Source organism: Streptomyces sp. WAC07094, assembly GCF_036320405.1.
GTDB lineage: Bacteria > Actinomycetota > Actinomycetes > Streptomycetales > Streptomycetaceae > Streptomyces > Streptomyces lannensis.
On sequence record NZ_JAVMJZ010000001.1, the window covers coordinates 2,422,693 to 2,435,873 of the forward strand.

Genomic DNA, 13,181 nt, shown 5'->3' on the forward strand with positions numbered 1-13,181 from the left:
CACATCTGTGCCCGACCGGGAAAAAGGTGCGTGTTACGGCGCCATGCGCCCGTTGGCGTTGAACGCGGCGTGCGTGAGCGGCATGAGCCCGGCCCACGCCTCCTCCATCTTCTCGCCGACCATCTCGATCTCCCGCTGCGGGAAGGACGGCACCTTGGCGAGTTCGTGCTGGGTGCGCAGGCCGAGGAAGTGCATGAGCGAGCGCGCGTTGCACGTCGCGTACATCGAGGAGAAAAGTCCGACCGGCAGGACCGAGCGGGCGACCTCGCGCGCGACACCCGCGGCCAGCATCTCCTGATACGCCTCGTACGCGTGCACGTACGTCTCCTCCATGACACGGCCGACCAGCTCCTGCTGGCCGACGGTGCCCTCCACGAACCGGTACTTCCCGGGGCGGCCCTCCTGGACCAGCTTGCGGGACTCGGCCGGGACGTAGAACACCGGCTGGAGCTCGCGGTAGCGCCCGCTCTCCTCGTTGTACGACCAGCCCACGCGGTGTCGCATGAACTCGCGGAAGACGAAGATCGGAGCACTGATGAAGAAGGTCATCGAGTTGTGCTCGAAGGGGCTGCCGTGCCGGTCCCGCATCAGGTAGTTGATCAGTCCCTTGGAACGCTCCGGATCCTTCTTCAGCTCGTCGAGGGACTGCTCGCCGGCGGTGGAGACACGGGCGGCCCACAGCACGTCGGAGTCGGCCGCGCTGTGCTTCACCAGCTCGACGGTGACGTCGCTGCGGAAGCTGGGCTTGAGGTCGTCGGCTGGGATGTCGGTCACGGTGTGGAGGGTCCTTCCCATCACGGGCTCGGGCGGCGCCCACTCTACGACCCGGCACTGACAACGGGACCTTCGGTACCGGTCCGCGACATTCGCCCCCGAACTTCGGCGAAATCAGCGAAACAGGGCACCATTCACGCCATTCGCGCGTCTGTGTTGGTGACGACGATCCGTTCGCGTCGCCCTGAGTTCACCCACACCGGCCCCAGGACCTCTTCGAGCCCGAAAAGGAGAAGCGCCCCCATGTTCCGTCGGCGCGAGTCCGTACCCTTCGCCTTCCTCGCCGAAGCCGACTCCTTCCGGAGCAACATCGCTCCCCCGCCCCGCGAGCGCGCCACGCGCGGGCAGATGGCCGGGCGCTGGCTGATGGGTCTCACCATCGTCGCGGGACTGGTGGGCGCCCTGGTGATAGGGATGCCCTCCCTGCAGCAGCAGTCGCCCGCGCCCACGCAGCACTCCGAGGCGTCCGACGGCCGCTGACCCCCCCCCTCGCCCGGCCGGCGCGGAGGCACCTCGGAACCCCGAGGGTGGTGGGAGGGGAGAGGGCTCGATAGCCTCACCGGGCACAGCCCCATGGACCGAGCGAGGATCAGCCGTGCCCCTGCCCTTTCTGACGGCCGACCGTACCTACGATCAAGCGGCGGACGATCTTCCGCTGCCCTACGACGACCGTGACCGCTGGCGCCGCCCCTACCGTCCCGGCCCGTGGCGGGTGGGCGCGGCCGCCCTTCTGCTGCTGCTCGCTTCATACGTGCTCTTCGCGGGCGTCATCATCGGGCTCACCGGCACGCCGTCGAGCGCCGGTACGGCGCTCGTGATCGGAGTGCTCCTCGTCGCCGCGGCCCTGCGGCTGTTGCGGGTCGGTGTATGGGTGAGCGCCCGAGGACTGCGCCGGGTGGCCTTCTTCAGCACGCGCACCGTCGCCTGGGGGCAGATCGTCTCCGTACGGACGGTGCAGCAGCCGGTGCGCTGGCTCGGACTGCCGCGCACCGTGCAGGGACAGGCGCTGGTCCTCTCGTCCAGGGGCCGCACGTCCGAGGACCTGCCGCTGATGACCACGCACGGCGCGGACTTCCTGGCGCGTTCGCAGGCGTTCGACCGCGCGGCGGACACGGTGGAGGCCTGGGCCGGCGAGTACCGCGAGGGCTGACACACGACGACGAAGGGGCCGGTTCGCGATGTGCGAACCGGCCCCTTCGTCGTACGGGTCGGACGTCTTCGGCGCCGCGAGGGCGCCCTGAGGGCGTCCGGGACCTCCTGCGGTCAGGCCCCGACGGTTCTGCCCTCGTGCAGGGAGATCGCCCGCTGCATCGCCTTGCGGGCGCGGGGGGTGTCACGGGCGTCGTGATAGGCGACCGCCAGCCGGAACCAGCTTCGCCAGTCGTCCGGGGCCGCCTCCGTCTCCGCCTTGCGCCTGGCGAAGACCTCGTCGGCCGAGTCCCGGTCGATGCGCCCGCTCGGCGTGCGCCTCAGCTCGTCGACCGGCAGGCCTCCCTCGGCGTCCAGCTGGGCCGCGAGCCGGTTGGCCTTGCGAACGAACTGCGTGTTCTTCCACAGGAACCAGACCCCGATGACAGGCAGGATCAGCACCGCCACGCCGAAGGCGACGGTGACCGGGGTGCCGTTCTGGATCAGGAGCAGCCCGCGGCTGCCGACCAGGACGAAGTAGACGACCAGGACGGCGGCCGTGACGGTATAGGTGATCTTCGCGCGCATGGACGGCTGCTTCTACTTCAGGTCGAGGAAGTGCTCCAGGCCGAAGGTCAGGCCCGGGGCGGTCACGACGCGGCGGACGCCGAGCAGGATGCCCGGCATGAAGCTGCTGTGGTGCAGCGAGTCATGGCGGATGGTGAGGGTCTCGCCCTCGCCGCCGAGCAGCACCTCCTGATGGGCGAGCAGTCCGCGCAGCCGGACCGCGTGCACCGGGACACCCCCGACGTCTGCTCCACGCGCGCCGTCCAGAGCCGTCACCGTGGCGTCGGGCTGCGGGACGCTGCCCGCCTTCTCTCGCGCGGCGGCGATGAGCTGGGCGGTGCGCGTGGCGGTGCCGCTCGGGGCGTCCACCTTGTTCGGGTGGTGCAGCTCGACCACCTCGACGGACTCGAAGTACGGGGCGGCCACCTCGGCGAACTTCATGGTCAGCACCGCGCCGATGGAGAAGTTCGGGGCGATGAGGACCCCCGTCTCCGGCGACTGGGCGAGCCAGCCCTTGAGCTGCGCGAGGCGATCCTCGGTCCAGCCGGTGGTGCCGACCACTCCGTGGATGCCGTGCCGTACGCAGAAGTCGAGGTTGCCCATCACCGAGGCCGGGGTGGTCAGCTCCACCGCGACCTGGGCGCCGGCGACGACGAGGGTCTCCAGCTTGTCACCGCTGCCGAGGGCGGCGACGAGTTCCATGTCCTCGGCGGCTTCGACGGCCCGTACCGCCTCCGAACCGATCCGGCCCTTGGCACCGAGGACCGCCACGCGCAGCTTGCTCATGTTCCTGATTCCTTGGTCGAACTTGTCGAGGACGGTCGGATGCGTCGAGAAGCTACGCGACCGCTTCGTGCAGACGCGACGCCTGCTTGTCCTTGAGCGGACCGATGACCGACAGCGAGGGCCGCTGCCCCAGGATCTCCCGGGCCACCGCCCGGACGTCGTCCGGGGTGACCGCGGCTATCCGGGCCAGCATGTCGTCCACCGACATCTGGTCGCCCCAGCACAGCTCGCTCTTGCCGATACGGTTCATCAGCGCGCCCGTGTCCTCGAGCCCCAGAACCGTGGAACCCCGCAGCTGGCCGATGGCGCGCTCGATCTCGTCGTCGGACAGGCCCTGCTCGGCCACCTGGTCCAGCTCGTCGCGGCAGATCTTGAGCACATCGTGCACCTGGCTCGGCCGGCAGCCGGCGTATACGCCGAACAGGCCGCAGTCGGCGAAGCCCGAGGTGTACGAGTAGACGCTGTAGGCGAGACCGCGCTTCTCCCTGACCTCCTGGAACAGGCGCGAGGACATGCCGCCGCCCAGAGCGGTGTTCAGCACGCCGAGGGCCCAGCGGCGGTCGTCGGTACGGGCCAGTCCGGGCATGCCGAGGACCACGTGCGCCTGTTCGGTCTTGCGGCCGAGCAGCTCGACGCGGCCGGTCGTACGGATGGCGCGGCGGCCGTCGCGCGGTGCGAGGGGCACTGAGTCCGTGCCCGAGAGGGCACCGGCCTTCTCGAAGGCGGCACGCACCTGACGGACGACCTTGTTGTGGTCGATGTTGCCCGCGCACGCGACGACGAGGTGCGTGGGGTCGTAGTGCTTCTTGTAGAAGCGGCGGATGCGGTCGGCGGTCAGGGCGTTGACGGTGTCCACCGTGCCGAGGACGGGTCGGCCGAGCGCGTTGTCGCCGAACATCGTGTGTGCGAACAGGTCGTGCACACAGTCGCCGGGGTCGTCCTCGGTCATCGCGATCTCCTCGAGGATCGCGCCCCGCTCGATGTTGACGTCCTCTTCGAGGATCCGCGAGCCGGTGAGCATGTCGCACACGACGTCGATGGCGAGCGGCAGGTCGGTGTCGAGCACGCGTGCGTAGTAGCACGTGTACTCCTTCGCCGTGAACGCGTTCATCTCACCGCCGACCGCGTCGATCGCCGAGGAGATGTCGAGGGCACTCCTGCGCTGCGTGCCCTTGAAGAGCAGGTGTTCCAGGTAGTGCGTGGCGCCGTTCAGGGACGGCGTCTCGTCGCGCGAGCCGACGTGCGCCCAGATGCCGAAGGTGGCGGAGCGCACCGAGGGCAGCGTCTCGGTGACGACACGCAGGCCACCCGGGAGAGTGGTCTTGCGGACGGTACCGATGCCGTTCACACCCTTGATCAGAGTTTGGGTACGGGCAACGGCCCGCGCCTCCGAGGAGGAGCGGGCCGTCACCTTGAAGCCACGGGACGTCACTTGTCCGTGTCGTCCTTCGCCTCGTCGGCCTCGCCTTCGCCCTCGCCCTCGATCACCGGGATGAGGGAGAGCTTGCCGCGGGAGTCGATCTCGGCGATCTCGACCTGGACCTTGTGGCCCACGCCGAGGACGTCCTCGACGTTCTCCACACGCTTGCCACCCGCGAGCTTGCGGATCTGCGAGATGTGGAGCAGGCCGTCCTTGCCCGGGAGCAGCGAGACGAACGCACCGAAGGTGGTCGTCTTCACGACCGTGCCCAGGTAGCGCTCGCCGACCTCCGGCATGGTCGGGTTGGCGATGCCGTTGATCGTGGCGCGGGCGGCCTCGGCGGAGGGGCCGTCGGCGGCACCGATGTAGATCGTGCCGTCGTCCTCGATCGTGATCTCGGCGCCGGTGTCCTCCTGGATCTGGTTGATCATCTTGCCCTTGGGGCCGATGACCTCACCGATCTTGTCGACCGGGATCTTGACGGTGATGATCCGCGGGGCGTTCGGGGACATCTCGTCGGGCCGGTCGATGGCCTCCATCATCACGTCGAGGATGTGGAGACGGGCGTCGCGGGCCTGCTTGAGGGCCGCGGCCAGGACGGAGGCCGGGATGCCGTCCAGCTTGGTGTCGAGCTGGAGAGCGGTCACGAACTCCTTGGTGCCGGCGACCTTGAAGTCCATGTCACCGAAGGCGTCCTCGGCACCGAGGATGTCGGTCAGCGTCACGTAGTGCGTCTCGCCGTCGATCTCCTGGGAGATCAGACCCATGGCGATACCGGCGACCGGGGCCTTCAGCGGCACACCGGCGTTCAGCAGCGACATGGTCGAGGCACAGACCGAGCCCATGGACGTCGAGCCGTTGGAACCGAGGGCCTCGGACACCTGGCGGATCGCGTAGGGGAAATCCTCACGCGCGGGCAGCACCGGGACCAGGGCGCGCTCGGCGAGGGCGCCGTGGCCGATCTCGCGGCGCTTCGGAGAGCCCACGCGACCGGTCTCACCGGTGGAGTACGGCGGGAAGTTGTAGTTGTGCATGTAGCGCTTGCGGGTCACCGGCGAGAGGGTGTCCAGCTGCTGCTCCATGCGCAGCATGTTGAGGGTGGTGACGCCCAGGATCTGGGTCTCGCCACGCTCGAACAGGGCCGAACCGTGCACCCGCGGGATGGCCTCGACCTCGGCGGCGAGCGTGCGGATGTCCGTCACACCACGGCCGTCGATGCGCTTCTTCTCCTTGATGACGCGCTCGCGGACCAGGGACTTGGTCAGCGAACGGTACGCGGCGGAGATCTCCTTCTCGCGGCCCTCGAACTCCGGCAGGAGCTTCTCGGCGGCGAGCTGCTTGACGCGGTCCAGCTCGGACTCGCGCTCCTGCTTGCCGGCGATGGTGAGCGCCTGGGCCAGCTCGGGGCGGACGGCGGCGGTCAGCGCCTCGAGGACGTCGTTCTCGTAGTCGAGGAAGATCGGGAACTCGGCGGTCGGCTTGGCGGCCTTGGCGGCGAGGTCCGACTGCGCCTTGCACAGCACCTTGATGAAGGGCTTCGCGGCCTCCAGACCGGCGGCGACGACCTCCTCGGTCGGCGCCTCGGCACCGCCCTTGACCAGCTGGATGGTCTTGTCGGTGGCCTCGGCCTCGACCATCATGATCGCGACGTCGCCGTCCTCCAGGGCGCGGCCGGCCACCACCATGTCGAAGACGGCGTCCTCGAGCTCGGTGTGCGTCGGGAAGGCGACCCACTGGCCGTTGATCAGCGCGACGCGGACGCCGCCGATCGGACCGGAGAAGGGCAGACCGGCCAGCTGCGTGGAGGCGGACGCGGCGTTGATCGCCACGACGTCGTACAGGTGGTCGGGGTTGAGCGCCATGATCGTGGCGACGACCTGGATCTCGTTGCGCAGGCCCTTCTTGAAGGAAGGACGCAACGGGCGGTCGATCAGCCGGCAGGTGAGGATGGCGTCCTCGGACGGACGGCCCTCACGGCGGAAGAAGGAACCGGGGATCTTCCCGGCCGCGTACATCCGCTCCTCGACGTCCACCGTCAGGGGGAAGAAGTCGAGCTGGTCCTTGGGGTTCTTGGACGCGGTGGTGGCCGACAGCACCATGGTGTCGTCGTCCAGGTACGCGACGGCGGAGCCGGCGGCCTGCTTGGCCAGGCGGCCCGTCTCGAAGCGGATCGTACGGGTGCCGAAGGAGCCGTTGTCGATGACGGCCTCGGCGTAGTGGGTCTCGTTCTCCACTAGCGTTTTCTCCTCGTCTTCGTCCCTGGCTGCCCGTGTGGCAGGGGGACGGTGGCGGAGAAGCGCTCCTTCTGGTGCGGGCCGGTCTTCGATCGAAGCACCCGGGATTCTCTTCCCCCGGGGGCCACTACCGAGGACCGGCGGCGGCGAGGTGCGCTTCCCCTCGTTCGGTGTGCGGGGCGGCGCCCGGTCCGTCCGGGCGTTCCTCGCACTGCTTCGTACATCTGGCGTTGTGCTACCACACTACAAAGCGTGGATGACAGTCCGCATGTACAGCAAAGGGAGCGGCCCCCTTCGTACGGGAACCGCTCCCTTCACGGCGTCTTACCGGGCGCCCGCCGCACCGCGGCGGATGCCGAGGCGGTCGACCAGCACACGGAAGCGCTGGATGTCCTTCTTGGCCAGGTACTGCAGCAGGCGGCGACGCTGACCGACCAGGATCAGCAGACCACGGCGGGAGTGGTGGTCGTGCTTGTGGGTCTTGAGGTGCTCGGTCAGGTCGGAGATGCGGCGGGACAGCAGCGCGACCTGGACCTCGGGGGAGCCGGTGTCACCCTCCTTGGTACCGAATTCGGCGGCAATCTGCTTCTTCGTTGCGGCGTCGAGCGACACGCGTACTCCTCGTAGTCTTCATGAGTGCCGCCGAGTGCCCCTGGTCTGCTTCTCAGGGGAGCTTCTGTGACTCGGGCGGCGGGGATCCGCTGAGCGCGTCCTCCGGTTCCCTGGAGACCCGCGAGGGTCCTGGGCAGGGTCCGGGGGCGCGTACACGAACGGCCGTCACACAGCGTACCAGCCGATGACGACGCCCTTGACCGCGGTCCCGTGAACAGCCCGCGTGCCGGTGGGCGGCCACTAGGGTGAGCCCTGGATCATACGCACGTCGGGAAGGGGTCGCTTCGCCATGACGGAAGAAGCGGACGAGGACGTCAAGGCGCGCAAGGACCGGGAGCGGGACGAGCTGTACGCCCTCGACATCTCGGACGTCGAGTGGCAGAGCGCACCGGGCACGGAGGCGCACGAGGAGCGGGTCGAGATCGCATACCTCCCCGGCGGGGCGGTGGCCATGCGGTCCTCGCTCGACCCCGGCACGGTACTGCGGTACACGGAGGCGGAGTGGCGGGCCTTTGTGCTGGGGGCCCGGGACGGGGAGTTCGATCTTGAAGAGGGGCCGCGGACCGAGGGCGTCGCCTCCGAGTGAGCCCGGCGCGGCGCGATCCGCGTCCTCCGGGTCCCCGGCCGGGGACCGGCCGCGGGCCCTGCTCCGGCGGTCGCCCGGTGACACGGCCCGCCGGCCGGAGGCTCGCGTTCTCGGCGATCACCAAGAGGTGCCCCCGGAAACGATCTCCAGAAAGCGACACCGGGAAGAGGGGACACCACGCCCGGGACTGTGCGGCGGGGTGAGGACGGGCCCGGGACCCCGCTGTTCGACGATTGCCGCGGCAGCGGCACGGCGGCATCCGCTCGGCACGCGAACCGCGGGCCCCGAACGGGTGGCGGAGGAGGCGGCGATCCGGCCGTGCGGCAGAACGTGACGCGCATATGCAGGACGGCGTCCGCCCCGTCAGCCGTGGCGCCGTCGGGCAGGTCCGGTCCGCCGCGGCCGGTCCGGCTCCGAACGGTTCGGCACCGCCCGGGAGTTGTGCACCCGGCAGAGGAGGGTCGTGGTGGTACCACCGGCGATCGCGCCGGGACCGGCACCTGCCGTGGAGCGCGAGCCCCGTATCGGCGTGACATCGACCTCCATGTGCAGTACGGCGTCCACGGAGGTCCCGTCCCCGTAACGGGAGCGGAGACCCGGCCGAAGTCACCCGGCCGACGGACTCCGAGACCGGATTGTTGGGTACACCACGGAGGATGGACCGTGTGACGGCCCTCCCCGGCAGGTCGTGAACAACAGCGTTCCGCCATGCGGTGGTTGTGACCGGTTCGCTCCCCGTTCTGGACCGGAATGACCGTCCTTGGCGTTCGCTTTGTGAACGGTCTCCATCTGTCCGTGCGTCAGGTACGAGCAGGGTGTGACAACTCGGCCGGGCGTCGAGCCACGGGCAGGCCTGCCCCGGGAACGCTCGTGGTGATTAGGCTGGGAGTGGGCGCCGCACCGGAACCTGTGAGAGCCGTCGGCGCCCGGGGGACGTGCCGGGCGGAATCGGACGGCGTCGGACGACTTTGTACAACAAGAGCGGTCGCCCCAGCACGGCATGAGGGTGCTCGACCACACCAGGAGGAACTGTGAGCAGCGATCGGAACGGGATCCGCGGGGGCTGGGCTTCACCCGACGATGACCAGTCCGACGCCGAGTCCGCCCTCGACATGACGGGCGAGTTCACCATCGACTACGCGGCGCCCGCCTGGTACACGCAGAACGCGTCGGGCGGGTCGGCGGACACGTCGTCGCAGCAGGCCGCGGAGCCTTCGGTTCCCGCCGCTCCCGTTCCGCCCGCGCCACCCGCTCCCCCAACCGACGGGGGCGCACCCGCGGGGCCCGCGCCCACGACTCCGGCCGTGACCCCGGCCGAGCCGCCGAACGCCGGGTCTGACGAGGGTTTCCCCGTGTGGACGCCACCGGCCGAGGTGCCGGCCGCCCCGCCCTCGGCCGGGGACGCGCGGAACGCCGCCACGATGCGCTTCTCCGCGGCCGCGCTCCAGCACGAGTTCGAGCAGGCGGCCGCCGCGAACCAGGCGGCCGGGAACGCCGCGGCCGGCCCGGAGGACACGTCACGGGGCGGCGAAGGCGCGCGCGACGCCGGAGACTTCGAACTGTCGGCTCCTTCGCCGCGCACCGGCGTCCGGGCCTCGGACGACGACGCGGAGACCGCCGACCCCGCCGACACCGGTGCCGACGCTCAGCAGGCTTCCGCCGCCGGGGACGGGGGCGACTCCGGATCCGACCGGGACGAGACGGGCGGGAACACGGCTGAGCCGTCCGGCGGTTCCGCCTCCCCTGAAGCACCGCCGACGGAACCTGCGCCGGAGACCGCTTCCCGAACCCCCGACACCGCGGTCACCACCGGCGACACCGCCTCCGCCGACGCCGAGGGCCAGAGCGCCCCCGACGAGGCCGCGACCGCACCGGCCACCCCCGCCGAGGACGGGACGGCGCAGGGCGCACAGCCGGACACCTCCGGGGACGTGCAGCCGCCGCAGGGCTGGACTCCGCCACCGGTACCGCAGAACGCGCTCCCGCCCCTGCCGCCCGCCTACCAGCCGGCCGCGCCCGGCCCCGCGGCCCAGCGGCCCCCCACGCCCCAGGTGGCACCCCCCGCCCCCGCCGCACAGGGCCAGGCACCGGCACAGCCGGCCGTCCCGCCTCAGCAGCAGCCGGCCCAGCCGCAGCCACCGCAGCCCGCACCCGCCGCCTGGCAGCAGTCCCAGCCCGGCGCGCCCGTTCCCCAGCCGGCCGGCTACGGCTTCCCGCAGCCCGGCGTCCCCGCTCCCCCGGCCGCCGACGCCCCGCACCCGCAGGCCGGCTACGGCTTCCCGCAGCCGGGCGTCCCCGTGCCGCCGCAGAGCGGCTACGGCTTCCCACAGTCGAACCCCCGGGCCCCACAGGCCCAGGCGCCCGACGCCCAGGTCCCCCAGGCACAGCCCCCGGCCGCGGCCCCGTACCCGAACGCCCCCGTGCCGAACCAGCCGGCCCCTCAGCCCGGCTATGGCTTCCCCCCGCAGCCCGCCCCGAACTCGGGCGCGCAGCCCGACGGTTACGGCTTCCCGCAGCCGCCCGCGCAGCCGCAGCCCCCGGTGGACCCGCGCGTCGGTGCCGCCTGGCCGCAGCCCGTCCAGCACGACCAGCGGCAGCCGACCAACCCCGGCGTGGCACCGCTCGGTTACACCGCCGCGGTGGAGCTGTCCTCCGACCGGCTGCTCAACAACAAGAGGCAGAAGGCGAAGAGCAGCCGTCCGGCGGGCGGCGGTGGCCGGTTCAAGCTCGGCGGCAAGAAAGAGGAGGCCGAGCGGCAGCGCAAGCTCGAACTGATCCGCACGCCGGTCCTGTCGTGCTACCGGATCGCCGTCATCAGCCTCAAGGGCGGTGTCGGCAAGACCACCACGACCACGGCCCTGGGCTCCACACTCGCCACCGAGCGGCAGGACAAGATCCTGGCGATCGACGCCAACCCGGACGCGGGCACCCTCGGGCGCCGGGTGCGCCGCGAGACGGGGGCCACCATCCGCGACCTGGTCCAGGCGATCCCGTACCTGAACTCCTACATGGACATCCGGCGGTTCACCTCGCAGGCGCCCTCCGGTCTGGAGATCATCGCCAACGACGTCGACCCCGCCGTCTCCACGACGTTCAACGACGAGGACTACCGGCGCGCGATCGACGTGCTCGGCAGGCAGTACCCGATCATCCTCACCGACTCCGGAACGGGTCTGCTGTACAGCGCGATGCGCGGGGTCCTCGATCTCGCCGACCAGCTCATCATCATCTCGACGCCCTCGGTCGACGGCGCGAGCAGCGCGAGCACCACGCTGGACTGGCTGTCGGCCCACGGATACGCGGACCTGGTCGCGCGGTCCATCACCGTCATCTCCGGAGTCCGCGAGACCGGAAAGATGATCAAGGTGGAGGACATCGTGTCGCACTTCGAGACGCGGTGCCGCGGCGTGGTCGTCGTGCCGTTCGACGAGCACCTGGCGGCGGGTGCCGAGGTCGACCTCGACATGATGCGGCCGAAGGTGCGGGAGGCGTACTTCACGCTCGCCGCGATGGTCGCCGAGGACATCGCACGCCACCAGCAGTCGCACGGCCTGTGGACGTCGGACGGCAACCCGCCCCCGGTCGCCGCGCCGCCGATGCCCGGCCAGTTCCCCGGCCAGATCCCGGCTCAGCAGGTCCCGGGGCAGCCCATGCCCGGGCAGCAGATCCAGGGCCGGCCGTACATCCCGGGCCAGCAGGCCCCCGGGCAGTCCGCGCCCGGCCAGGCCCCGATGCCGCCCCAGGCACCCCACGGATACGCACAGCCCCCGTACCCGCAGCCCGGCGCCCAGCAGGGTCCGCCGCAGCAGCCGAGCGGATCGCACCCGGCAGCACCACAGCCGGGGCAGCCGCATCCTCCCGCCCACCAGCCCTACCCGTCGACCCAGCAGCCCTATCCGCCGCAACCGGGGCAGACGCCGCCCGCGCCGCCCGAGCAGTAGCCGGACGGCCCCGCCGACGGGGACACCACGGCGACAAGAACGGGGCGGCCCGCGCCATCAGGCGCGGGCCGCCCCGTTCTTGTATGTGCTCTTCCGCACGAGGGACGGTCGGGGAACCCGACCCGGCGGGCGCGGGGCTCAGTCGGTGTCGTCCGCCGCGATCAGGTCGCGACAGCGCTTCACGTCCTCCGCCATCTGCTCCAGCAGCGCGTCCAGCGACTCGAACCGGGCCTGGCCACGGACGAACGCCAGGAAGTCGACGGCGACGTGCAGCCCGTACAGGTCGAGGCCCACCCGGTCGATGGCGTAGGCCTCGACGGTCCGCTCAGTGCCGTCGAACTGGGGGTTCGTACCGACGGAGATCGCCGCCGGCATGGCCTCGCCCTGGACGTGCAGCCAGCCTGCGTAGACACCGTCGGCCGGGATCGCGGTGTGCGGAAGCGTCTCCACGTTGGCGGTCGGGAAGCCGAGCTCACGGCCCCGCTGGGCGCCGCGCACCACCACGCCCTCGACCCGGTGCGGACGGCCGAGGATCTCGCGCGCCCCCTCGACGTCACCGTCGGCGATCAGCCGCCGGGTCAGCGTGGAGGAGAAGGGCTCGCCGCCGCCCGCGTCTCCGCTCACATAGAGGTCGACGACCTCGACGTCGAAGTCGTAGGTCTTGCCCTGCTCGGCCAGGAACTGCACGTTTCCGGCGGCCTTGTGGCCGAAGCGGAAGTTCGGGCCCTCGACGACGGCCTTGGCATGCAACTTGTCCACCAGGACCTTGACCACGAAGTCGGCGGGCGAGAGCCGTGAGAACTCGGTGGTGAAGGGCAGGATGAGGACCGCGTCGACACCCAGCTTCGCCATCAGCTCGGCGCGACGGTGGTGCGGGGCGAGCAGCGGGGGGTGGCTGCCGGGGCGCACGACCTCGCTCGGGTGCGGGTCGAAGGTCACGACCACCGAGGGAACGCCCAGCTCACGGGCACGATCCACGGCATGCCGGATGATCAGCTGGTGTCCGCGGTGGACTCCGTCGTAGGACCCGATGGTGACGACGCTGCGCCCCCAGTCCTGGGGGATGTCCTCCAAGCCACGCCAGCGCTGCACTGTGACCGCTCCTCGTCGAACCCATGTCCGTGTCTGCCTCG

11 protein-coding genes are annotated in these 13,181 nt (G+C 70.9%); 4 read left to right on the plus strand and 7 right to left on the minus strand.

The window, feature by feature from the left end; translation table 11 throughout:
* Positions 1–33 precede the first annotated feature (33 nt).
* Entirely contained in the window at positions 34–774 is a 741-nt protein-coding gene (gene thyX / locus RCR19_RS10535) for an FAD-dependent thymidylate synthase (protein WP_331264909.1), read from the minus strand.
* A 243-nt stretch (positions 775–1,017) separates the two neighbouring features.
* Here thyX and RCR19_RS10540 point away from each other — a divergent pair, with 243 nt between their 5' ends.
* Together RCR19_RS10540 and RCR19_RS10545 are read left to right on the plus strand one after the other, a co-directional pair.
* Positions 1,018–1,254 (plus strand): hypothetical protein, encoded by a 237-nt coding sequence (locus RCR19_RS10540; protein ID WP_331264910.1) that lies wholly within the window; start codon positions 1,018–1,020, stop codon positions 1,252–1,254.
* A 115-nt stretch (positions 1,255–1,369) separates the two neighbouring features.
* Positions 1,370–1,924 (plus strand): hypothetical protein, encoded by a 555-nt coding sequence (locus RCR19_RS10545; RefSeq protein WP_331264911.1) that lies wholly within the window; start codon positions 1,370–1,372, stop codon positions 1,922–1,924.
* A gap of 113 nt (positions 1,925–2,037) precedes the next feature.
* Here RCR19_RS10545 and RCR19_RS10550 read toward each other — a convergent pair whose 3' ends face one another.
* From RCR19_RS10550 to rpsO, 5 genes are all read right to left on the minus strand, one after another.
* Positions 2,038–2,490: a hypothetical protein gene (locus RCR19_RS10550; protein WP_331264912.1), complete on the minus strand. Its 453-nt coding sequence runs from the start codon at positions 2,488–2,490 to the stop codon at positions 2,038–2,040.
* Positions 2,491–2,502: 12 nt separating this feature from the next.
* On the minus strand, positions 2,503–3,255 hold the full coding sequence (gene dapB, locus RCR19_RS10555; RefSeq protein ID WP_331264913.1) for a 4-hydroxy-tetrahydrodipicolinate reductase: 753 nt from the start codon (positions 3,253–3,255) through the stop codon (positions 2,503–2,505).
* 52 nt (positions 3,256–3,307) lie between these two features.
* On the minus strand, positions 3,308–4,687 hold the full coding sequence (locus tag RCR19_RS10560) for a pitrilysin family protein (RefSeq protein ID WP_331264914.1): 1,380 nt from the start codon (positions 4,685–4,687) through the stop codon (positions 3,308–3,310).
* Positions 4,684–6,909 (minus strand): polyribonucleotide nucleotidyltransferase, encoded by a 2,226-nt coding sequence (locus RCR19_RS10565; RefSeq protein WP_331264915.1) that lies wholly within the window; start codon positions 6,907–6,909, stop codon positions 4,684–4,686. Before RCR19_RS10565 ends, RCR19_RS10560 begins: the two co-directional genes overlap by 4 nt.
* Before the next feature lie 324 nt (positions 6,910–7,233).
* Positions 7,234–7,521: a 30S ribosomal protein S15 gene (rpsO, locus tag RCR19_RS10570; protein WP_059126890.1), complete on the minus strand. Its 288-nt coding sequence runs from the start codon at positions 7,519–7,521 to the stop codon at positions 7,234–7,236.
* A gap of 289 nt (positions 7,522–7,810) precedes the next feature.
* Between rpsO and RCR19_RS10575 the strand changes: the two genes are divergently transcribed.
* Together RCR19_RS10575 and RCR19_RS10580 are read left to right on the plus strand one after the other, a co-directional pair.
* Positions 7,811–8,107 carry a DUF397 domain-containing protein gene (locus RCR19_RS10575; protein ID WP_331264916.1) on the plus strand — a complete coding sequence of 99 codons (297 nt, stop codon included), beginning with the start codon at positions 7,811–7,813 and terminating at the stop codon, positions 8,105–8,107.
* Positions 8,108–9,138: 1,031 nt separating this feature from the next.
* Positions 9,139–12,048: an SCO5717 family growth-regulating ATPase gene (locus RCR19_RS10580; RefSeq protein ID WP_331264917.1), complete on the plus strand. Its 2,910-nt coding sequence runs from the start codon at positions 9,139–9,141 to the stop codon at positions 12,046–12,048.
* A 138-nt stretch (positions 12,049–12,186) separates the two neighbouring features.
* On the opposite strand, the gene RCR19_RS10585 is transcribed toward RCR19_RS10580, so the two are convergent.
* A complete protein-coding gene (locus RCR19_RS10585; RefSeq protein ID WP_331264918.1) occupies positions 12,187–13,140 on the minus strand; it encodes a bifunctional riboflavin kinase/FAD synthetase in 954 nt (317 codons plus the stop codon).
* Between the last annotated feature and the right edge of the window lie 41 nt (positions 13,141–13,181).

What these genes read in the sequence shown, in the direction of transcription:
- RCR19_RS10550 (WP_331264912.1), bottom strand. Translation starts at nt 2,490, where the DNA reads ATGCGCGCGAAGATCACCTATACCGTCACGGCCGCCGTCCTGGTCGTC.
- RCR19_RS10575 (WP_331264916.1), top strand. Translation starts at nt 7,811, where the DNA reads ATGACGGAAGAAGCGGACGAGGACGTCAAGGCGCGCAAGGACCGGGAG.
- dapB (WP_331264913.1), bottom strand. Translation starts at nt 3,255, where the DNA reads ATGAGCAAGCTGCGCGTGGCGGTCCTCGGTGCCAAGGGCCGGATCGGT.
- RCR19_RS10540 (WP_331264910.1), top strand. Translation starts at nt 1,018, where the DNA reads ATGTTCCGTCGGCGCGAGTCCGTACCCTTCGCCTTCCTCGCCGAAGCC.